Source organism: Flavonifractor sp. An112 (genome assembly GCF_002161085.1).
Lineage (GTDB): Bacteria > Bacillota > Clostridia > Oscillospirales > Oscillospiraceae > Flavonifractor > Flavonifractor avicola.
This window is the reverse complement of sequence record NZ_NFLU01000003.1, coordinates 25,741-45,659: the sequence shown is the minus strand read 5'-3', so window position 1 is coordinate 45,659 and position 19,919 is coordinate 25,741. Positions and strand designations below refer to the sequence as shown.

General features: G+C 59.9%; 22 protein-coding genes. 11 read left to right on the top strand and 11 right to left on the bottom strand.

What is annotated here, in order from left to right; translation table 11 throughout:
- The first annotated feature begins 18 nt into the window (after positions 1–18).
- Positions 19–228, top strand: a complete 210-nt coding sequence (locus B5E56_RS03235; RefSeq protein WP_087187596.1) for a hypothetical protein — start codon at positions 19–21, stop codon at positions 226–228.
- 46 nt (positions 229–274) lie between these two features.
- Here the strand turns inward: B5E56_RS03235 and B5E56_RS03230 are convergent, their stop codons facing one another.
- Positions 275–793: a spore maturation protein gene (locus tag B5E56_RS03230; protein ID WP_087187595.1), complete on the bottom strand. Its 519-nt coding sequence runs from the start codon at positions 791–793 to the stop codon at positions 275–277.
- A gap of 2 nt (positions 794–795) precedes the next feature.
- Positions 796–1,374, bottom strand: coding sequence for a spore maturation protein A (locus tag B5E56_RS03225; RefSeq protein WP_087187594.1), 579 nt, complete (start codon positions 1,372–1,374; stop codon positions 796–798).
- Positions 1,375–1,590: 216 nt separating this feature from the next.
- On the opposite strand from B5E56_RS03225, the gene B5E56_RS03220 reads away from it, so the two are divergent.
- The gene (locus B5E56_RS03220) at positions 1,591–1,833 is read left to right on the top strand and encodes an AbrB/MazE/SpoVT family DNA-binding domain-containing protein (RefSeq protein WP_087187593.1); all 243 of its coding nucleotides are present in this window, start codon (positions 1,591–1,593) and stop codon (positions 1,831–1,833) included.
- A 232-nt stretch (positions 1,834–2,065) separates the two neighbouring features.
- On the opposite strand, the gene rsmI is transcribed toward B5E56_RS03220, so the two are convergent.
- The 9 genes from rsmI to B5E56_RS03175 all read right to left on the bottom strand — a co-directional run bounded on the left by rsmI (position 2,066) and on the right by B5E56_RS03175 (position 9,097).
- Positions 2,066–2,911, bottom strand: coding sequence for a 16S rRNA (cytidine(1402)-2'-O)-methyltransferase (gene rsmI, locus B5E56_RS03215; protein WP_087388537.1), 846 nt, complete (start codon positions 2,909–2,911; stop codon positions 2,066–2,068).
- A gap of 4 nt (positions 2,912–2,915) precedes the next feature.
- Positions 2,916–3,560 (bottom strand): tRNA1(Val) (adenine(37)-N6)-methyltransferase, encoded by a 645-nt coding sequence (locus B5E56_RS03210; RefSeq protein ID WP_087388535.1) that lies wholly within the window; start codon positions 3,558–3,560, stop codon positions 2,916–2,918.
- Positions 3,557–4,168 (bottom strand): NUDIX hydrolase, encoded by a 612-nt coding sequence (locus B5E56_RS03205; protein ID WP_087388534.1) that lies wholly within the window; start codon positions 4,166–4,168, stop codon positions 3,557–3,559. The genes B5E56_RS03210 and B5E56_RS03205 overlap by 4 nt, the downstream gene beginning before the upstream one ends.
- Positions 4,165–4,791, bottom strand: a complete 627-nt coding sequence (locus B5E56_RS03200; RefSeq protein ID WP_087388532.1) for a CatA-like O-acetyltransferase — start codon at positions 4,789–4,791, stop codon at positions 4,165–4,167. The genes B5E56_RS03205 and B5E56_RS03200 overlap by 4 nt, the downstream gene beginning before the upstream one ends.
- Positions 4,792–4,808: 17 nt before the next feature.
- A complete protein-coding gene (nrdG, locus tag B5E56_RS03195) occupies positions 4,809–5,336 on the bottom strand; it encodes an anaerobic ribonucleoside-triphosphate reductase activating protein (protein WP_087187588.1) in 528 nt (175 codons plus the stop codon).
- Positions 5,337–5,395: 59 nt separating this feature from the next.
- Positions 5,396–5,959, bottom strand: a complete 564-nt coding sequence (locus tag B5E56_RS03190; RefSeq protein ID WP_087388531.1) for a chromate transporter — start codon at positions 5,957–5,959, stop codon at positions 5,396–5,398.
- Positions 5,956–6,552: a chromate transporter gene (locus B5E56_RS03185; RefSeq protein ID WP_087388528.1), complete on the bottom strand. Its 597-nt coding sequence runs from the start codon at positions 6,550–6,552 to the stop codon at positions 5,956–5,958. Before B5E56_RS03185 ends, B5E56_RS03190 begins: the two co-directional genes overlap by 4 nt.
- Before the next feature lies 1 nt (position 6,553).
- A complete protein-coding gene (locus tag B5E56_RS03180) occupies positions 6,554–8,476 on the bottom strand; it encodes an NAD(+) synthase (RefSeq protein WP_087388526.1) in 1,923 nt (640 codons plus the stop codon).
- A 156-nt stretch (positions 8,477–8,632) separates the two neighbouring features.
- Positions 8,633–9,097 carry a winged helix-turn-helix transcriptional regulator gene (locus tag B5E56_RS03175; protein WP_087388524.1) on the bottom strand — a complete coding sequence of 155 codons (465 nt, stop codon included), beginning with the start codon at positions 9,095–9,097 and terminating at the stop codon, positions 8,633–8,635.
- Positions 9,098–9,507: 410 nt separating this feature from the next.
- Between B5E56_RS03175 and B5E56_RS03170 the strand changes: the two genes are divergently transcribed.
- From B5E56_RS03170 to B5E56_RS14580, 9 genes are all read left to right on the top strand, one after another.
- A complete protein-coding gene (locus B5E56_RS03170; RefSeq protein WP_087187583.1) occupies positions 9,508–9,858 on the top strand; it encodes a cupin domain-containing protein in 351 nt (116 codons plus the stop codon).
- A 54-nt stretch (positions 9,859–9,912) separates the two neighbouring features.
- On the top strand, positions 9,913–10,722 hold the full coding sequence (locus B5E56_RS03165) for an SDR family NAD(P)-dependent oxidoreductase (RefSeq protein WP_087187582.1): 810 nt from the start codon (positions 9,913–9,915) through the stop codon (positions 10,720–10,722).
- Positions 10,723–10,754: 32 nt separating this feature from the next.
- Positions 10,755–11,684, top strand: a complete 930-nt coding sequence (locus B5E56_RS03160; RefSeq protein ID WP_087270521.1) for a 3-hydroxyacyl-CoA dehydrogenase family protein — start codon at positions 10,755–10,757, stop codon at positions 11,682–11,684.
- Positions 11,685–11,736: 52 nt separating this feature from the next.
- Entirely contained in the window at positions 11,737–12,747 is a 1,011-nt protein-coding gene (locus B5E56_RS03155) for a cyclase family protein (protein WP_087187580.1), read from the top strand.
- Between the two features lie 120 nt (positions 12,748–12,867).
- Positions 12,868–13,716, top strand: coding sequence for a 3-keto-5-aminohexanoate cleavage protein (locus B5E56_RS03150; protein WP_343214223.1), 849 nt, complete (start codon positions 12,868–12,870; stop codon positions 13,714–13,716).
- Positions 13,717–14,279: 563 nt separating this feature from the next.
- Positions 14,280–15,638 (top strand): MFS transporter, encoded by a 1,359-nt coding sequence (locus tag B5E56_RS03145; RefSeq protein WP_087187579.1) that lies wholly within the window; start codon positions 14,280–14,282, stop codon positions 15,636–15,638.
- A 739-nt stretch (positions 15,639–16,377) separates the two neighbouring features.
- Positions 16,378–18,147: a threonine--tRNA ligase gene (gene thrS / locus B5E56_RS03140; RefSeq protein WP_087187578.1), complete on the top strand. Its 1,770-nt coding sequence runs from the start codon at positions 16,378–16,380 to the stop codon at positions 18,145–18,147.
- A 110-nt stretch (positions 18,148–18,257) separates the two neighbouring features.
- Positions 18,258–18,551, top strand: a complete 294-nt coding sequence (locus tag B5E56_RS03135) for a hypothetical protein (RefSeq protein ID WP_087388522.1) — start codon at positions 18,258–18,260, stop codon at positions 18,549–18,551.
- A gap of 122 nt (positions 18,552–18,673) precedes the next feature.
- Positions 18,674–19,870, top strand: a complete 1,197-nt coding sequence (locus tag B5E56_RS14580; RefSeq protein ID WP_158098650.1) for a choice-of-anchor A family protein — start codon at positions 18,674–18,676, stop codon at positions 19,868–19,870.
- Positions 19,871–19,919 lie beyond the last annotated feature (49 nt).

The window sequence follows — 19,919 nt, the reverse complement described above, 5'->3', positions numbered from 1 at the left end:
AAGGACAGGAGGGATTCCATGCTGTTCCAAAAGGATATCGAACCCCGCTGCTGCTACTGTCAACGGGGCACTCAGCTGGACGAGGAGCAGATCCTCTGCGTCAAGAAGGGTGTGGTCTCCCCTGGGGGCAGCTGCCGGGCCTTCCGGTATGATCCGCTGAAGCGGGTACCTACCCCGCCGGTGACGCTCAATCTGGATAAACTGAAAGACGAAGATTTTTCCCTGTAAACAGGCCGGGACCCGCTGCTCAAGCAGCGGGTCCCGGTTTTTTGTCTCAGAAGATCAGCCGCACCGCCCAGGCGGCAGCCAGAAAGCCCGCCAGGTCGGCGCACAGAGCGGCGGGGACGGCATAGCGGGTTTTGACGATGCCCGCCGCCCCGAAGTACACGGCGATGGTATAAAAGGTAGTTTCGGTCGACCCCAGCATCACGGCGGCAGTACGGCCGATCTCCGAGTCGGGTCCATAGGTAGAGATCAGCTCCGCTCCCACGCCCAGGGCGGCGGAGCCGCTCACCGGCCGCACCAGCATCAGGCCCACCGTCTCCGGCGGGATGCCCACAGCGGTAAGCAGAGGGGCCAGCGCATTGGCGGCCAGCTCCAGGGCTCCGGAAGCCCGGAGCATATAGACCGCCGTCAACAGCCCAACCAGAGCCGGAACAATGCGGATGAGCACGCTCAGCCCCTCCCCGGCCCCCGAGAGCAGGGCGCTGTAGACGTCCACCTTCCGGGCCATACCCCACAGGGCCACCACTCCAATGATGAGGGGCACCAGCATGGTGAAAAAGGTATCCATGCTCAGTCCCTCCACAGCCGGGCCAGCACCTTGGCCGCCAGGATGCCCACGCATACCGAAATGGCGGAGGCCAGCCACACCGCCGGCAGAATATCAAAAGGGGTCTCACATCCTGCGGCCAGCCGCACCCCTGCCACAGTGGTGGGGATCAGCTGGATGGAGGCGGTGTTGCACACCACCAGCATACACATCCCGTCGCAGGCCACCCCCGGCCTGCGGCGGCTCATCTTCTGGGCGGCCTGAATGCCCAAAGGAGTGGCCGCATTGCCCAGCCCCAGCAGATTGGCCGACACATTGGCGGAAATACAATCCATTACCTCCCGGTCCCGGGCAAACTCCGGATAGAGCCGCCCCAGCAGCGGGCGCAGCAGCCGGGACAGACCCGCCGACAGGCCGGAGCGCTTCATGATCTCCATAACTCCCATCCACAGGCAGAGCACCCCCGCCATGGCCAGACAGAGATCCACCGCCGCCCCGGCTCCCTCCAGCGCCGCCGCTCCTACCGCCGGACCGTTCCCCGTGGCCAGCCCACACAGGATGGAAATCACCACCATGCCCGTCCAGATCGCCGCCATTGCCATGGCTGTCCGCCCCTTTCCCTGTCCAAATTTCCAGTTCAGACTATCTATACGATCCAGCTTCGGAAAAGATACCCAATTCCAAGGCGAAAAATGGCAGATAATATATGAAGTTTTTGTAACATTGCTTGACAGAACAATACGTTGTGTTATAATTGTGTCAGTTTCTAGTTAATGAAGGGAATAATTGGAAGCTAATAGGGAAAGGAAGTAGCATTTATGAAGTCAACCGGGATCGTACGTAAAGTAGATGAATTGGGCCGCATCGTTCTGCCCATCGAGCTCCGCCGCACGCTAGATATCGCAGAGAAGGACTCTCTGGAGATCTATGTGGACGGTGCTTCCATTGTGCTGAAAAAGTATCAGCCTGCCTGCATTTTCTGCGATGATGCAAAGGATGTCATCAACTTCAAGGGCAAGAACGTCTGCACCAACTGCATTCGTGAGCTTCAGCTGAAGTAATCCGAGTTGAAAGAAAAAGGGACTCCTCTGGCGTTTTCGCCGGGGAGTCCCTTTCTTTTTCCATTACTGTTAATAATTATACAATTAACACAGGTTAAAAGAATCCTGCAATTTTGTGCTGTTTTTTCCCATCTTTTTCCCTGTTTTCCCGGCGATTCGACCGTTTTTTTGCTGTTTCAGCATTTTTGGAACGTCTCCAAAAAATACATTTTGTAATATTCAATTCCTCTCATTAGCATAACGGCGTTTTTTCATTCATCGCCCTGCCGTACAGCTCATTCTTAGGCAAACCGGTCTCCTTGGCGGCCTGCCGGGCGGCATCCTTCAGGGACAGCCCTTCGGCCCGCAGCTGGGCCACCCGCTCCAGGCCCTGCTCCAGGGTGGGGGTCTCTTTGGCGCTCTCCGCCGCCCCCTCCACCACCAGGACAAACTCTCCCCGGGGCGGGTTTTCCTCATACCAGGCCACCGCCTCCCCCAGAGTGGTGCGGCGCACCTCCTCGTGGAGCTTGGTCAGCTCCCGGCACAGGGAGATCCGCCGGTCCGGTCCAAACACCTCCGCCAGGTCGGCCAGGGTGGCATTCAGCTTATGGGGGGCCTCATAGAAGATCATGGTCCGCTGTTCCTGCCGGAGCTCCTCCAGGTGGGCGCGGCGGTTTTTCTTGTTCATGGCCAGAAAGCCCTCAAAGGTAAAGCGGCCGGTGGGCAGGCCGGACACCGACAGAGCGGTGATGAGGGCGCAGGGACCGGGAATGGCCACCACCTCCACCCCGCTCTGAGCGCACAGCCGCACCAGGTCCTCGCCGGGGTCGGACACCGCCGGGGTGCCCGCGTCGGTAACCAGGGCGCAGCTCTCCCCCGCCAGCAGGCGGCCCAGCACCGCCTGTCCCCCCGCCTCGGTGTTGTGGCGGTAGTAGGAGATGAGGGGCTTTTTCAGCCCCAGGTGGTTGAGCAGCTTGAGGGTCACCCGAGTGTCCTCGGCGGCGATAAAGTCCACCGCCTCCAGAGTGTCCGCGATGCGCTGGGAAATGTCCCCCAAATTGCCGATGGGGGTGGGTACCAGATATAAAATGCCGGCCATAGGATTACCTCCGGTTCATCAGTAGTGTGGGCAGGACCTCCAGTCCCGGCCTGCCCTGGCGCACCGCCTCCACCAGGACGGCAGAGGGGGGCGTATCGGCGTCATGCTGGATCAGTTGGAGCCGCTTGGGCTCCAGGCCGCCGCCCTGCAGGGCGGCAAAGAGCTCCGCCAGCCGTTCCGGCCGGTGGACCAGAGCAAACCGCCCGCCGTTTTTCACCAGCCGTCCGGCGGCGGCGCACCAGTCGGTTACAGAGGCCGCCTCCATGCGGGCGCCTCCGCCGTCTCCCCCGCTGCCCGCCTTGAAATAGGGCGGGTTGGAAATCACAAGAGAGAAGCCTCCCGCAGGCAACGTTTTGCACACCTGGCGTACATCGCCGGTGTAAATTTCCCCTGTCAGACCGTTTTCCGTCAGATTCTTGCAGGCCAGAGCGCTGTCCTCGGGGGAGATTTCCACACCGGACAGGGTCAATGTGGATTGCCTGGCAGCCAGCAGCAGGAGCAGGGCTCCCGCGCCGCAGCCCAGGTCGCACACCCGATCTCCCCGCCGCAGGGTGGCGAAGGAGGCCAGGGCCAGACTGTCCTGCCCCAGGGGAAAGCAGGTATCCGACTGCTCATAGCGGTAAGGCCCCAGCTGCTCCGGCGCTCTCATGCCATTTCCTCCATCAGGTGGCGGACGATGCGGCCGGTGAGGCCCCAGATGGGCCGGTCCGGCCAGGCGTAGACAGGCACGGTGGTCTCTCCGCTGCGCCAGCGGTAGCCCCGGGGAAAGCCGATGCTGTCATAGGGAAAATCCGCCGCCACCTGGGGTTTGAGCTCATAGGAGTAGACCTGGGGCGGGTGGGCCAGCAGCCAGGCTACCGGCACCAGAAAGGTGCTGTCCACCTCGGCGGGGCTGGGGGCCATAGCGGCCATTCCCGCCGGACTCACAATACCTAAAAAGGGGTGCATCACAAACTTACCCTGCTGCACCAGCAGATCCAGAGGTGCAATAATCTCCACCTCATGGGGCGGAATTGCCAGCTCCTCAAAGGTCTCCCGCAGAGCGCAGTCCGGGGGATTCTCCCCCGGCTCCACTCGCCCGCCGGGAAAACATACCTCCCCCGGCTGATGGGCCAATGTGCTGGCCCGCACTTCAAAGAGCAGGCTGGGTCCCTCCGGCCCATCCACCAGAGGGACCAGCACGGCGTACTGCTGCTTGACGTCCTGTATGCCAGGCATATGGCCCGCCCAGCGGGCCCGGAAATCCGATAAGGTCATAGTGTCTCCATCCAATCACAGAGGGCCTGATGGAAGCGTCCCACATGGACGCCGTCCAGCAGGCGGTGGTTCAGTTCCAGACTGAGACTGAGCAAGGTTCTGTCCCCCCGCTCCTCCCAGCGGCCCCAGCTTACCCTGGGCACCGAATTCCAGGGCACCACATCCCGCTCGTTGGTCAGGGCAGTAATGGGGAACCAGGGCAGACAGGTAAAGTAGATCAGTTCATCCTCCGCCCAGGGCCCGGCGGTGATCAATTCCGTCTGGGCCGCCGAAGCGGCCTTGGCCCGGCGGCAGAAGTCGGCCAGATCCTCCCCCGCCTCCAGGGTGACAATGTGGAAGAGATCGCTCCCCTCCTTCAGGTCGGTGAAGCTGGGCACCAGCCGGTCATGGCGCACGATCCTGCCGTTGCGGTCCTTGTAGAGGAATGCCTCCACCCCCTCCATGGCCTTGGTCACCCCAAAGGCCATAGCGGAGTAAAAGGACAGTCCCTCCTGCTTGCACCGCCGCCGGAGCGCCGTCACATCCACCGGGAAGGTCAGGCTGTAAAAGGGGTGGGACATGGGGGCGAAAAAGGCATAGTGTTCCTTTCGGGCCCAGGTCTCCAGATCGATCTCCTGTGTCATAACAATTCCCTCTCTTTTCAGCTCTCCGGCCGGGTGAAGTGAGCCAGCGGATCGGGCCGGCTCCACAGCACCACCGTTCCCGCCTCCCGGCTTTTGGGCACATCGATGAGCCGCTGATTGGTGCTTCCCCGGAACAGGGCGTCGTAGGACTTGAGATTTTCCACAAAGGGCCCATCCACCAGCACGTCCACCTGCTCCAGCAGAGCCAGCACATCCGGCGCGCCCTGCTCCAGCAGGGTTTCGTAGCGATAACCGGTGTAAGCCCACACATTGAGGCCATTTTCTCTGGCCCGGGCCGCCAGGGCGGCGCACTCCCCCGCCTGGTCAAAGGGCTCCCCGCCGGAGAGGGTGAGCCCATCGGTCAGGGGATTGGACAGCATCTGCTCCGCCAGCTCCGCTACCGTGGCCTCCCGGCCCCCTGCGGGATCGTGAGTCTCCGGATTGTGGCAGCCGGGACAGTGGTGGGGACAGCCCTGGGTAAAGACGGTAAACCGCAGGCCGGGACCGTCCACAATGGAGTCGGACACAACATTGGCAATACGCATATCATTTCTCCTATAAAAAGCGGGAGCTGCTGCACCAGGGTGCAACAGCCCCCGCTTCTTTAGAATTGGAACACAACACCGATCACCGCGGAGGCGGCAATAAATACGATGGGGTGCAGCTTTTTCAGAGGCTTTACCTGGAGGCAGGCAAAGACCGCTGCCGCCAGAACAATGCCCTTCCAGTGGAAGAAGTCCGCCGTCCCGAAGGCCGCGCCGGTGTTCACCAGGGCAATGGCGCACACCTCCACCAGGGCCGCCGTAATGAGGGCGGTGGAGGCGGGGCGGATGCCGTAAAACACCGCGTCCACCCCACGGCTCTCCCGGAATTTTTTCAAAAATCCGGCAATGATAAGAATGACGATGATGGAGGGACACACCAGCCCCAGGGTGGCGATGATGCCCCCCAAAACACCGCCGGTGTGTAATCCCACATAGGTGGCCATGTTCACCCCCATGGGGCCAGGGGTGGACTCAGAAATGGCGATCATATTGGCCAGATCTCCGGCGGTAAACCAGCCTGTGCGGGCACCGATGTCGGTGAGGAAGGGAATGGTGGCCAGGCCACCGCCAATGGCGAACAGGCCCGCCTTGAAAAACTCAAAGAACAGCTGAAGGTAGATCATGCTTTCAGCCCTCCCTTGGCAGCCCGGACGCACAGTCCGGTCACCCCGGCCAGTACCACCAGCACGATGGGGGAGGTCACAAAGCCCATCACTACCGCCAGCGCGGTGCCGGCAGGGAAGGTGACAAAGTTGCCCACCACTGCCAGAACGGCCACCACCACAAAGATGATCACAGTGGGCACATCCACCACGGTGCTCTTGCGCAGCTTGAGCACGCTGGACAGGATGAGGGCGCACACGCAGGCCCGCACACCATTGAAGGCGTGGATCACCACCGGCAGCTCGGCAAAGTTCTGAAGAAATGCCGCAATGAGCATGATGATGACCAGGCAGGGAAACACCAGCCCCAGGGTGGCTACTACGCCTCCCACCGGGCCTTTCAATTTATGGCCCACAAAGGTGGCGGTATTGACGGCGATAATGCCGGGGGTACACTGACCGATGGCAAAGTAGTCGGACATCTCCGCCTCAGTGGTCCAGTTTCGCTTCTCCACCAGCTCCCGCTGGAGGATGGGCAGCATGGCATAGCCTCCGCCAAAGGTACACACGCCAATTTTGGCGAAGGTCCAGAACAATTCGAAATAGAGGTTCACCTTACTCCAGACCCTCCAGTTCCTCCAGCCACAGAGAAGCCATGGCGTCGGAAGGCATCCGCCAGTCGCCCCGGGGGCTGAGGGCCACCGAGCCAACCTTGGGGCCGTCGGGCAGGCACGAGCGCTTGAACTGCTGGGAGAAGAACCGGCGATAGAAGTTCTTCAGCCACTTGAGGAGGGTGGAGCGGTCATAGCGCTTGCCCATGGCCTGCTCCGCCAGCCGCAGCACCTTTCGGGGCCCGAAGCCCCAGCGGATGGCGTAGTAGAGGTAGAAGTCATGGAGCTCGTAGGGTCCCACCAGATCCTCGGTCTTTTGGGCAATCTGCCCCTCGATGGCTGGGAGCAGCTCGGGGGACACGGGGGTATCCAGAATATCCGCCAGCACGGTGGACAGCTGGGGGTCCTCCGCCTCCTTGTCGTCCGAGATAAAGCTGACCAGATGGCGCACCAGAGTCTTGGGGATACCGGCGTTGACGGCGTAGTTGCTCATGTGGTCGCCGTTATAGGTGCACCAGCCCAGGGCCAGCTCGGAGAGGTCGCCGGTGCCGATGACCAGGCCGCCGGTCTGGTTGGCGATGTCCATGAGCACCTGGGTCCGCTCTCTGGCCTGGCCGTTCTCAAAGGTCACGTCGTGGTCCTCCATGGACTGGCCGATGTCCTTGAAGTGGCGGCGCACCGCCTCCCCAATATCGATGGTCTTGAGGGTGCAGCCCAGCCGCTCGGCCAGCAGCACCGCGTTGGACTTGGTGCGGTCGGTGGTACCGAAGCAGGGCATGGTCACCGCAATGATATCACTGGCCGGCCGGTCCAGCATCTCCATGGACACCGCGGTGATGAGCACCGCCAGGGTGGAGTCCAGGCCGCCGGACAGGCCCACCACCGCCGTCTTGGCGTGGGTGTGCTCCAGCCGCTTCTTCAGGCCCAGGGCGGCGGTATACAGGATCTCGTTGCACCGCTCCGCCCGGTCGCTCTGGTCCTGGGGCACGAAGGGGGTGGGGGACACGGGCCGGGTGAGATGGGTATCCGCCAGATCCATGTCAAAGGACATCCGCCAGCACTCCTGGGAAGGATCGGCCCGATAGGTATTCATCCGCTGGCGCTCGTAGACCAGCCGGTCCACGTCGATCTCGCTGATGGTGAGGCCGGTGGCAAACCGGCGCTCGGCCAGGATGGAGCCGTTCTCCGCCACAATGTTGTGGCCGGCAAAGACCAGGTCGGTGGTGGACTCCCCCTCCCCGGCGTCGGCATATACATAGCCGCATACCAGCCGGCCGCTCTGGCCGGACACCAGCCCCCGGCGGTAGGCCGCCTTGCCCGCCAGTTCGTTGGAGGCCGACAGGTTCAGGATGATGGTAGCCCCCGCCCGGGCCAGGCGAATGGAGGGAGGCTCGGGGGCCCACAGGTCCTCGCAGATCTCCACGCCAATGACCAGATTGGGCATATCCGCGCAGGCAAACAGATCGTTGTTGGACAGGGAGACCTCCTGGCCGCACAGGGGAATTCTGGTCTCCACCCCGGCCCCGGAGGCGAACCACCGCCCCTCATAGAACTCTCCGTAGTTGGGCAGGTAGGTCTTGGGCACCAGGCCCAAAATCTCTCCGCTCTGTATCACAGCGGCGCAGTTATACAGTTTGTTGTCCCATTTGTTCCATACGGGCAGACCAATGGCCGCCACCATATCCAGATTCTTGGTGGCCTCCAGAATGGTGGCCAGGCCCTCCTCCGCTCCTCTCAGCAGGGTGGGCTGAAGAAACAGATCGGCACAGGTATAGCCGGTGAGGCACAGCTCAGGCAGGGCCAGCACCTTCACGCCCTGCTTGTCCGCCTCCCGCATCAGAGTAAAGATCTGCTCCGCGTTATAACGGCAGTCGGCCACCCGGATTTTGGGGGTGCCGGCGGCTACTTTTACAAATCCATCGCGCATATCACGCGCCTCCTTCGCTCAGGATCTTTTTCTAGCGAATATGATACCCCAAACCGGTCCCGATTGCAACGTCTCCCAGGCCTGGAGAAACAAAACCCTGCTGAAACCCGGCAAAGGCCGGCTTCAGCAGGGTCTTTGTGAATTGGTCGGGGCTGCTCAGTCCCGATTCTCTCCCCGGTCGCGCCCCTGGCGCTTCCGGTCCGGGTCAAAATCGTTGGCCGCCATAATGTCCTGGAGCTCCTGCGTATATTTGCTGGAGGTATGGACCACAAAGGCGTCAGAGTCGATGGGGATACCCCGTTCGTCCATCTGCCGGATGCTCCAGATATACAGAGCGTCCAGCGCGGGGATGAGCTGCTCTCCACTGGGGGTGAGCACATACTCCACCTTGGGCGGAATGGTGTCGTAGGAGATACGGCGGATCAGTCCCGCCTCCACCAGCTCCCTCAACTGCTGGCTGAACACTTTCTCGGAAATGGGCAGAGCCTTCAACGTCTGGTTAAAGCGAATGCTCCCGTAGGTGTGGATCTCATGGAGGATGGTCATCTTCCACTTCCCGCCGATGCAGTGCAGCACATAGTGGTAGGGATTTGTCGGTGTGTCAAAATGATCGTTCCACACAAGCAGTTACCTCTTTCTCTTCCCGGATTTACGCAGGGGAGCCGGTTTGGCTCCGCTGATATCATGATAACACAGCCGCCAGTTCACCACAAGATAGCAGTCCAGACTTCCGCGTTATGTATGCCAAAATTTTAACAAAGAATTTGTGCAGCTTTAACAACGGTGTATCATTCCGTCATCCGTTTTAGCTTTTTTGCACATTTTATTTTCGCCCCTTTTGTCCAATTTTACAACTTTCCGACACTTACCATTCGGTGGGTGCAAACCCGCAAGTTACCTACTTACATAATTGTGCGTATTGCACAAAAGCCGCGTCGTGGCTACACTATAACCAGACAAAGTGCTTAGGCCAAAGGGCCTGGCAGAGATCCCAAAACATGAAATATTTTATTTAAAGGAGCGGATTTCAAATGGTTAAGCGTACTGTTGAGGAGCTCAAGACTTATGAGGCCGCCGGCCACTTCGGCTGCGTCGCCATGCGTATTCACGGCAAGGAAGAGACCGGTGCTGAGAAGTTCTGGGTTGGCGTTTCCACCTTCCTGCCCGGCGGCGGTGCTGAGTGGGCTTACGAGGACAACCCGCTGGAGAAGGTCTACTACGTCCTGGAGGGCGAGATGACTGTCACCGATAAGGACGGCAAGAAGTATGTCATCCACAAGAATGAGTCCATCTCCTTCCCCCCCAACGAGGGCCGTGGCCTGAAGAACGAGAGCAACCTGCCCGCCCGTATGCTGGTCATCATCAACTACCCCAACGCCTGATCCGGTTGCGGAACAGACATTTGACCACTCATTCGATATAAGGAGGAAATCATCATGGTTCCCGTGAAGAAGGATTTCGTTGAGAATATGTTCTCCGTTAAGGACAAGGTGGCCCTGGTCACCGGCGCTACCGGCGCTCTGGGCTGCGTGCTGGCTAAGGCTTACGGCTACGCCGGTGCCAAGGTCTTCATGACCGGCCGCAACGACGCCAAGCTGAAGGCTCTGGAGGACGAGTTCAAGGCTGAGGGTATTGACTGCGCTTACTTCGTGGCCGACCCCGCCAAGGAAGAGGATGTGGACGCTCTGGTGAAGGCCTGCGTGGCTCAGTACGGCTGCATCGACATCCTGGCTGTTTCCCACGGCTACAACAAGCCCCAGAACGTGCTGGATCAGTCCGTTGCCGACTGGCAGTACATCATGGACGCTGACTGTAAGAGCGTGTACATCGTGACCAAGTACGTTGCCCATCAGATGGTGGCTCAGTACGAGGCCGACAACACCAAGCGCGGCAAGATGGTCATCGTGACCTCTCAGCGTTCCAAGCGCGGCATGGCCGGCTACACCGGTTACTGCACCTCCAAGGGCGGCGCTGACCTGATGGTCTCCTGCCTGGCCTGCGACCTGTCCGCCAAGTACCACATCAACGTCAACTCCATCTGCCCCACCGTGTTCCGCTCCGACCTGACCGAGTGGATGTTCGATCCCGAGTCCGCTGTGTACAAGAACTTCCTGAACCGCGAGCCCATCGGCCGCCTGGGCGAGCCCGACGACTTCGTTGGCTACGCTCTGTTCCTGTCCTCCGACGCCTCCAACTTCATCACCGGCAGCAACTGCGACTGCTCCGGCGGTTACCTGGTGGTGTAATTTCCGCTTGACGGGAAGGACGGCATAACGCAATGAAGAACATTAAGAATATCCTGATCTGCGGCGCGGGCATGATGGGCAAGAACATCGGCTTCGTGTTCGCTTCCAACCCCGACTTCCAGGTGGGTATGTACGACCTGTACCCCACCGATGTGGAGGCCGGTATCCGTACCAACACCAAGCAGCTGGTGGAGAAGGGCGTCATCACCGAGGAGGAGCTGGCTGACCGGCTCTCCCGCATCTCCTTCACCAACGATATCGACAGCGACATCGTCAAGAACGCCGACTTCGTCATCGAGGCCGTGTTTGAGGACATGAAGATCAAGCGCGAGACCTTCGCCAAGCTGGAAGAGCGCTGCGCCGAGGACACCATCTTCTGCACCAACTCCTCCGTGATGAGCCCCAGCGAGATCTCCGCCGAGCTCAAGCATCGCGAGCGTTTCGTGGGCACCCATTTCTGGAACCCCGGCCACCTGATCCCCCTGGTGGAAGTGGTCAAGTCCGACGCTTCTTCCGACGAGACCGCTCAGACTGTCATGGAGGTCCTGCGCTCCGTGGGTAAGAAGCCCGTGCTGTGCAAGAAGGACGTCCCCGGCTTCATCGCCAACCGGATGCAGCACGCCCTGTGGCGTGAGGCCATCTCCATCGTGGAGAACGGCATCGCCGATGCCGCCACCGTGGACGAGGCGGTCCGCTACTCCTTCGGTCTCCGTCTGCCCCAGCTGGGCCCCATGGAGAACGCCGACATGGTGGGCACCGACCTGACCTACAACATCCACGACTACATCCTCCAGGACCTGGAGGATTCCCACAAGCCCTCTCCCCTGCTCAAGCAGCTGCGGGATGAAGGCAAGATCGGCTTCAAGACCGGCGAGGGTTTCCAGAAGTGGACTCCCGAGCAGGTGGCCAAGGCCAACGCCGATCTGAACGAGTACCTGATCCGGATGCTGTACGGCAAGTAAGACATTCGGCCTATCCACAAGCATTTGTATATTATTTAAGGAGGCACCTGTTATGGGTAAAGTTTATGTTGATCTGACCCACCCCTTCAGCGCTGAGATCCCCCGCTGGCCCTACTTCGACAAGCCCGAAATCACCAACGCTCACACCATGGCCAAGGGCGGCGTTCTGACTTCCAAGATCACCTGCACCATGCACACCGGCACCCACTGTGACGCTCCCCGTCACGTCATGGAGTACGAGTTCGACGGCCGCCGCGCTCGTTACACCCACGAGATGCCCATCGACGCCTACACCGGCGAGGCTGTTGTGCTGAAGCTGGACGTGGAGCCCTGGACCCTGATCACCGACAAGCACCTGGACGAGGCCTGCAAGAAGTGGGGCGTGGATCCCGCCTCCCTGAAGGGCAAGGTTCTGTGCCTGAACACCGGTATGCACCGCCTGTTCGACGACTCCAAGGCTTACTATCACTACGCCATCGGCACCGGCATCGACGCCGGCAAGTGGTTCGTGAAGCACGGCGTGAAGTGCGTGGCTATGGACGGCCAGGCTCTGGATCACCCCCTGCACACCGCCATGGGCAACAACGGCATGACCCGCATGAACCTGCTGGGCGCCACCGGCAAGCCCATCACCGAGGAGTACAAGGAGCTCTTTGGCGAGGAGGCCTATGCTGAGTTCGATAAGTTCGAGTACATCCGCATCCACGGCCAGGCCGCTTACGACGAGAAGTTCGGCGAGCTGGAGAACCTGGGCGTGTGGGGCACCTGGGAGCCCTGCCACAAGGAGATGCTGGGCCACGGCATCGTGGGCGTTGAGAACCTGGGCGGCGATCTGGACAAGATCAAGCCCGGCACCGTGTTCCAGTTCTTCTGCTTCCCCCTGCGCTGGTACATGGGCGACGGCGCCATGTCCCGCTGCGTGGCTTACATCGACGAGGAGAACATCGATCCCTCCGTGCCCGACCGCACCTACAAGTACGGCGGCACCGGCTATGCCGATGAGGACGGCCACGGCGCCAGCGGCCTGGAGTATATGCAGAAGCTCTTCAACCGCAACAAGTAATCCTTTGTTCCAATAACTTTCCTAATTCCCTTCCATCCCATTCCATGCCGAACGTAAAGCGGCGGGCAGTCGCCCGCCGCTTTATGCGGTATCCTCATTCAGAAAGGACTTTGAACGATCATGGCTGATCTGAAGAATAAGACTATTATCACCGTGGCCACCACCGGTGCCTGGCCCACCAAGGAGAACAACCCCAACGTGCCCATGACCCCCGCTGAGATCGCCGAGGACGTGTACGCCTGCTGGAAGGCCGGCGCCGCTGTGGCCCACCTGCATATGCGCGACGACCAGGGCAAGGGCACCATGGACAAGGAGAAGTTCCGCCAGACCGTGGAGCTGCTCCGCTCCAACCACCCCGACTGTGACATCATCCTCAACATGACCACCTCCGGCGACCTGAACGCCACCGACGAGACCCGCCAGATCCACCTGAAGGAGCTGCGCCCCGAGATGGGTTCCTACGACTGCGGCTCCATGAACTGGCTGCACACCTCCCTCTTCCTCAACCCCCCCGCCTTCCTGGAGGAGCTGGGCAAGAATATGCAGGAGTGGGGCGTCAAGCCCGAGATCGAGGCCTTTGACCCCGGCATGATCGCCAACGCCCAGTACTACCTGAAGAAGGGCGTCCTCAAGGGGCCCCTGCACTTCCAGTTCTGCATGGGCTGCGCCAACGGCATCCCCGGCACCATGAAGAACCTGATCTTCATGAAGGAGACCATGGAGTCCCTGTGCCCCGGCTCCACCTGGAGCTGCTTCGGCGTGGGTCACTCCGCCATGACCATGCTGTACGGCGCTGTGGCCCTGGGCGGCCACATCCGTGTGGGCATGGAGGACAACGTCATGTACGCCAAGGGTCAGCTGGCTCAGAGCAACGTCCAGTTCGTGGACCGTGCCCGCCGCGTCATTGAGGAGTTCGGCAAGCAGGTTGCCACGCCCGACGAGGCCCGTGAGATCCTCAGCCTGAAGTAATTTCACAAGTTTTCCTGCAAAAGGACCGGGAGCATACCGACGCGGTGGAGCCGCGCCGGTTTCCCGGTCCTTTTCTGATTTTTGTCAGGCGTTCCCTCTGTGAGGCCCGCAGCGCCTCTGTACGCCGCTTTTCCATCCTGCGTATAGAATGACTCATTTGACTTTTTCCGTGTTTACAGCGCCTTCACGCTCTTTCTGAACACATTGCACAATGACCAATTGTACTGTCGGCTTTTGTGCGTTTTTTTGCGCTGCCCCCATGTTATGCAGGTTTGCCGCCATGCACTTCCAAATTTTATATCCGAAATTTGTGCATACTGAACATTCTATATTTTATACCAAAATTTATTCGCACCTCTTTGTCAAATCTTTAACTATCATTTTATGTAGTTTATACAAAATTAGATACTTACTTCTTGGTTACTATGTACTTATTGGTTAGTAACTCACCAACTTGTGGGGATTGCACAAAAGCCTCCAAATCGATAAAGTATAGCTGCAACAAGGAATGGACTTGCCGGCACTTGTCCTGATCCAAACCATTTAGAGATGAGGGAAAATAAATGGCGAAACAAAATCTCCGCGACGGTAATAAGAATTCCGTCGTCAACTTCGGCGCAGGCTGGGTTGTCATCATCTATTGCCTGCTGATGTTTTTCCTGTACGTTGGTATGTGCAACGACGGCGCTAACATCACCGCCCCCAACGTAGCCGCCCGCCTGGGTCTGGAGCAGGGCGACATCATGAACATGAACTCCCTGGCTGGTATCATCGGCGTGGTGTTCTTCATCGTGGTGGGCCAGATCAACCGCAAGGTTGGCGCCCGCATTACCTCCGGCGTGTGCTGTATTATCTCCGGTATCACCTACATCATTGCCTGCAGCGCTCCCAACATTGCCGTATATACCATTGCGATGTGCTTCGTGTACGGCAGCATCATGTCCGCCGGTTATGTGGCTGGCGGCACCCTGGTTGCTACCTGGTTCCCCAAGAAGAAGGGCGTGGTCATGGGCTACACCACCATGGGCCACAACTTCGCTTCCGCTTTCTATGTGCAGCTGGTTGCCATCCTGATCGCTCCCACCGCTGTTGCCACCAGCGTGGGCGGCGCTGACCTGTCCAACGTGGGCGCAAACTTCCCCGGCGGCATCGTGCCCATCGGCATCGCCGCCATCGTACTCGGCATTCTGGGTATGCTCTTTATCCGCAACACTCCCCAGGAGCGCGGCATCAACCCCGACAACGTCTCCGACGAGGTCTACAAGAACGAGTACGATACCACCGACGCCGTGGAGGGCGACGGCGGCTGGACCACCGGCAAGCTGCTCAAGACCAAGGAGCTGTGGCTGGCCGCTATCACCACCGGTTTCTTCCAGATCTGCTCCGTGGGCGTTATGAGCCAGCTGGTGACCCGTAACATTCAGCTGGGCTTCACTCCCCAGGCCGCTATGAACGTCATGACCATCCTGGCCCTGGGCGGCGTGGTCGGTTCCTGGATCATCGGCATCATCGATGACAAGATCGGCACCAAGAAGACCATGGTTGGCTTCGGCATCTGGTATGCCATCGCCCTGCTGTGCAACTTCGGCGCCACTGACAGCTCCTCCCCCCTGGTGTACGTCTCCCTGTTCATGATCGCCATGGGCATCGGCGGCTCCGCCAACTTCACCACCTCCCTGCCCACCTCCATCTTCGGCCGTCAGGGCTTCGATAAGGTGAACAGCGTGATCTTCCCCATCCAGGGCGCTATCACTGCTCTGTGCTTCCTGGTCAATGGCATGGTGCAGAAGATGACCGGCGGCGAGATCAAGATGGCTTATCTGGTGTTCGCCGGCGTGGCTCTGGTCAACGTGGTGCTGGTGCTCATCGTCAACGAGCATCGCTTCAACCGCGACTGGAAGGCCGCTCACCCCGGCAAGTAAGTTTACCCCCTCTTGGGCGCGCCGCAGAAACTGCGGCGCGCCTCTTTGCTGTTCAGACACCAAAAAGCCCCGACCGTACGGTCGGGGCTTTTTGGGTGTGTGTTGTGTGTGTTGCAAAGGTGTTGGAGAGGGATAAGAGAGGAATTGGTTTGGGAGGATGGTCTCGCTTGTGATTCATCTCTGAATCTGTCTGTATCATACCCTGTAAATAAGGCCAAATCGTGTATTCATTGTGAATAAACTGTTAATTTCAATTCCCATATTTTTCTCCCGGTCCTTCGCCGGTTCTTTCCCCGATTTTTGGCTTGACAGCCGTGTGGTTTGGTGCTATAGTTTCGTTGTTAAAATGGCAAAGACGGAGAAGAAACCGCGCAGCGGCGGACAGAGAGGAGCCCATTTGGTGGAAGGGTTCCACGACACGCAGCGGCCGTACCACTCCTGAGCCGCCCGGGACGACCGGGCCGGGGCTTTCCCGTTACAGAAAGTCACAAGCGGCATGAAGTCACGCTGCGCGCCCTCCGCGACGGCGCCTAAGTCCTGCGACTGCGCAAAACACCAAAAAGCCCTTTTGCTTTTTGGTATTTCGCTTCGCTCCGGCCTTAGTCACCTGCTCCCGGGCGCCTCCGCGCTCTATGCAAGCAGGGTGGAACCGTGGGACGTTTTTTACGCCTCACCCCTGACCGACAGGGGTGAGGCGTTTTCTTTACCCTCCGCCCCAATTTACAAGGAGGTTTTATTTATGTCCGAAGAAGTCAAGAACGAATTTACCTTTGAAAACCCCGAATACCGTCAGACCTACTGGCATACCTGCTCCCATGTGATGGCCCAGGCTGTCAAGCGTCTGTGGCCCGAGGTAAAGCTGGCCATCGGCCCCTCCATCGACGAGGGCTGGTACTATGATATGGACGCTCCCTTCGCCTTCACCCCCGAGCACCTGGAGCAGATTGAGGCCGAGATGCGCAAGATCTGCAAGGAGAAACTGAAGCTGGAGCGGTTTGAGCTGCCCCGGGAGGAGGCCCTCAAGTTCATGGAGGAGAAGGGGGAGCCCTTCAAGGTGGAGCTGATCCAGGACCTGCCGGAGGACGCCCACATCTCCTTCTATAAGCAGGGTGAATTCACCGACCTGTGCGCCGGCCCCCACCTGGACTCCACCGGCCGCATCAAGGGCAACGCCATCAAGCTGACCGCCTGCAACGCCGCCTACTGGCGGGGCGACTCCAACCGGGAGACCCTCCAGCGTATCTACGGCATCGCCTTCCCCAAGAAGGATGAGCTGGATGCCTACCTGCAGCGCATTGAGGAGGCCAAGAAGCGGGACCACCGTAAGCTGGGCCGGGAGCTGGGCCTGTTCATGCTGCGGGACGAGGGCCCCGGATTCCCCTTCTTCCTGCCCAAGGGCATGGTGCTGCGCAACACCCTGATCGACTACTGGCGTCAGGTCCACAAGCGTTACGGTTATGTAGAGATCTCCACCCCCATGATGCTCAACCGACAGCTGTGGGAGCGGTCCGGCCACTGGGATCACTATAAGAACAATATGTACACCACCGTCATTGACGACACCGACTTCGCCATCAAGCCCATGAACTGCCCCGGCGGTATGCTGGTCTACTCCAGCGAACCCCATTCCTACCGGGACCTGCCCATGCGGGTGGGTGAGCTGGGCCTGGTCCACCGCCACGAGCTGTCCGGCGCCCTCCACGGCCTGTTCCGGGTGCGCTGCTTCACCCAGGACGACGCCCACATTTTCATGACCCAGGACCAGCTGAAGGACGAGATCAAGAACGTGGTCAAGCTGTTTGACGAGGTCTACTCCGTCTTTGGCCTGCCCTACAAGATCGAGCTGTCCACCATGCCCGAGGATCACATCGGCACCGTGGAGCAGTGGGAGCACAACCAGAACATCCTGAAAGAGGCCATCACCGATATGGGCAAGGAGTTTGAGGTCAACGAGGGCGACGGCGCCTTCTATGGCCCCAAGCTGGACTTCCACCTGGCTGACTCCCTGGGCCGCACCTGGCAGTGCGGCACCGTCCAGCTGGACTCCCAGCTGCCCGAGCGGTTTGAGCTGGAGTACACCGGTGAGGACGGCCAGAAGCACCGTCCCGTCATGCTCCACCGGGTGGTGCTGGGTTCCATCGAGCGGTTTATCGGCGTCATCACCGAGCACTTCGCCGGCGCCTTCCCCACCTGGCTGGCTCCCGTGCAGGTAAAGGTGCTGCCCATCACCGACCGGGCCGCCGACTACGCCAACCAGGTGGCCGCCAAGCTGGATGCGCTGGGCTACCGTGTGGAGACCGACCACCGCAACGAGAAGATCGGCAAGAAGATTCGGGACACCCAGCTGGAGAAAGTCCCCTATATGCTGGTGGTGGGCGACAAGGAAGCCGAGACCGGCGACGTGGCTGTCCGTAACCGCCATGGCCAGCAGACCGTCATGTCCCTGGATGCCTTCGCCCAGCAGCTGAAGGACGAGGTGGACTCCAAGTCCATTGAACAGAAGATCTGATCCCCTTTCAGAGAGCGCTCTGCATCATGCAGGGCGCTCTTTTTTGTCACCCTTTCTCTCCGGCATACTGCGAGCAGACGCTCAATACACTTGAAGGAGCATACGCTATTATGGGAATGCCCGTTATCACCTCCAGCACCACTACCCGTACCCAGGCCATCACCGATATCATCGAGTCTGTGGCGCTTCAGGAGACCGCTCTGTCCCACATCCTCAACGCCGAGGGTGAGAAGATCCAGAAGATGGTCGCCCTGGAGGACGTCACCCCCGATGTGCTGCTTGCCACCAACAAGTCGGTGGAGTCCATGGTCAACGCCGTGTCCAGACTGGAAATGATCCTTCATTCCAAACTGTCCGTCTTTGACGGCTGCCTGTGCCAGACCACTCCGGCCACCGAGCAGTAACATCCATGTCCCAGGCGGGACTCCAGTCCGGAGTCCCGCCTTTTTGGAACCAAACAGGGATACGCCGCGTAACATGGACCACACATGAGATACCCTCATACCACACCATGGGAGGACCCATTATGGCAATCAACTTTGGCCTTGCCAATGACTATAACGTATTCGTATTCGGCAATCTGAGCCTGAGCAACACCGACGCAGAGGGCCGGGTGGCCGTGGGCGGCAACGCCGTGCTGAGCAACTACGGCGTGGGCGCAGGCATTACCCCGCTGCCTCCGGCAGGCACCGACCCGTCCTTTGTGGTGGGCGGCGCCGTCAACGTGTCCAGCGGCTCCAACGCCAGCGGCAACACCGTCATCAGCCCCACCAGCACGGTGATCAACTACACCATGGGCAACCCAAACGGCGCCCTGACCACCGGTACGCCCATCGACTTTGCCGAGGCGGAGCGCTACCTGAAATGCGCTTCCCTCTTCTGGGGCTCTCTGGAGGCCAACGGCACCGGTACCGTGGTGTTCGGCCAGCTCAACCTCACCGGCACCGATGAGACTCTGAACATCTTCCAGCTGGACAGTACCAACCTGTACGGCTCCGGTCTGTCTCTGGCCCAGCTCAACGGCATCAACATCATCGCGCCCATCAATTCCACCATCCTCATCAATATAACCGGCACCAACATCCTGTATGGCAGCTACCAGATCTTCCGCAACGGTATCACCGCTACCCGGGAGAACGCCCGGAAGATCCTGTGGAACTTCCCCGAGGCCCTGACCTGGTCCAACAGCACCACCGCCATCTACGGCTCCGTCCTGGCCCCTTATGCCGCTGCCGCTACCACCTTCAGCCAGATCAACGGCAATATCATCTTTGACAGCTACACCGGCAACGCCGAGAGCCACAACGAGCTGTTTGAGGGCGAGCTGCCCGAGCCCACCGGCTGTCTGGTGACTACCAGTTCCACCACCTCCAGCAGCACTTCCACCACAACTACGACTACGACCACGACCACCACTACCACTACCACTTCCACCACCAGCACCACCTCCACCACCACGGCGGTCCCGCAGCCCCGGAGTCAGGCCATCACTGACCTGTTTGAGTCGGTGGCCCTCCAGCAGGCGGCCCTGTCCCACATTCTCAACGCCGAGGGGGAGAAGCTGCAAAAGATCTTATCTTTTGAGGATCTCAGAACCGAGACCATTCTGCAGGCTAATAAGTCTGTGGAGTCCATGGTGGACGCGGTCTCCGGTCTGGAACTTATTCTGAAGCAGAAGCTGGAGCTCTTTGACGACTGCCTCTGTGACGGCGATATGCCCTAAACCCAACTGTGGCGCGGCAGAATCCTTTGCCGCGCCACAGTTCTCCATC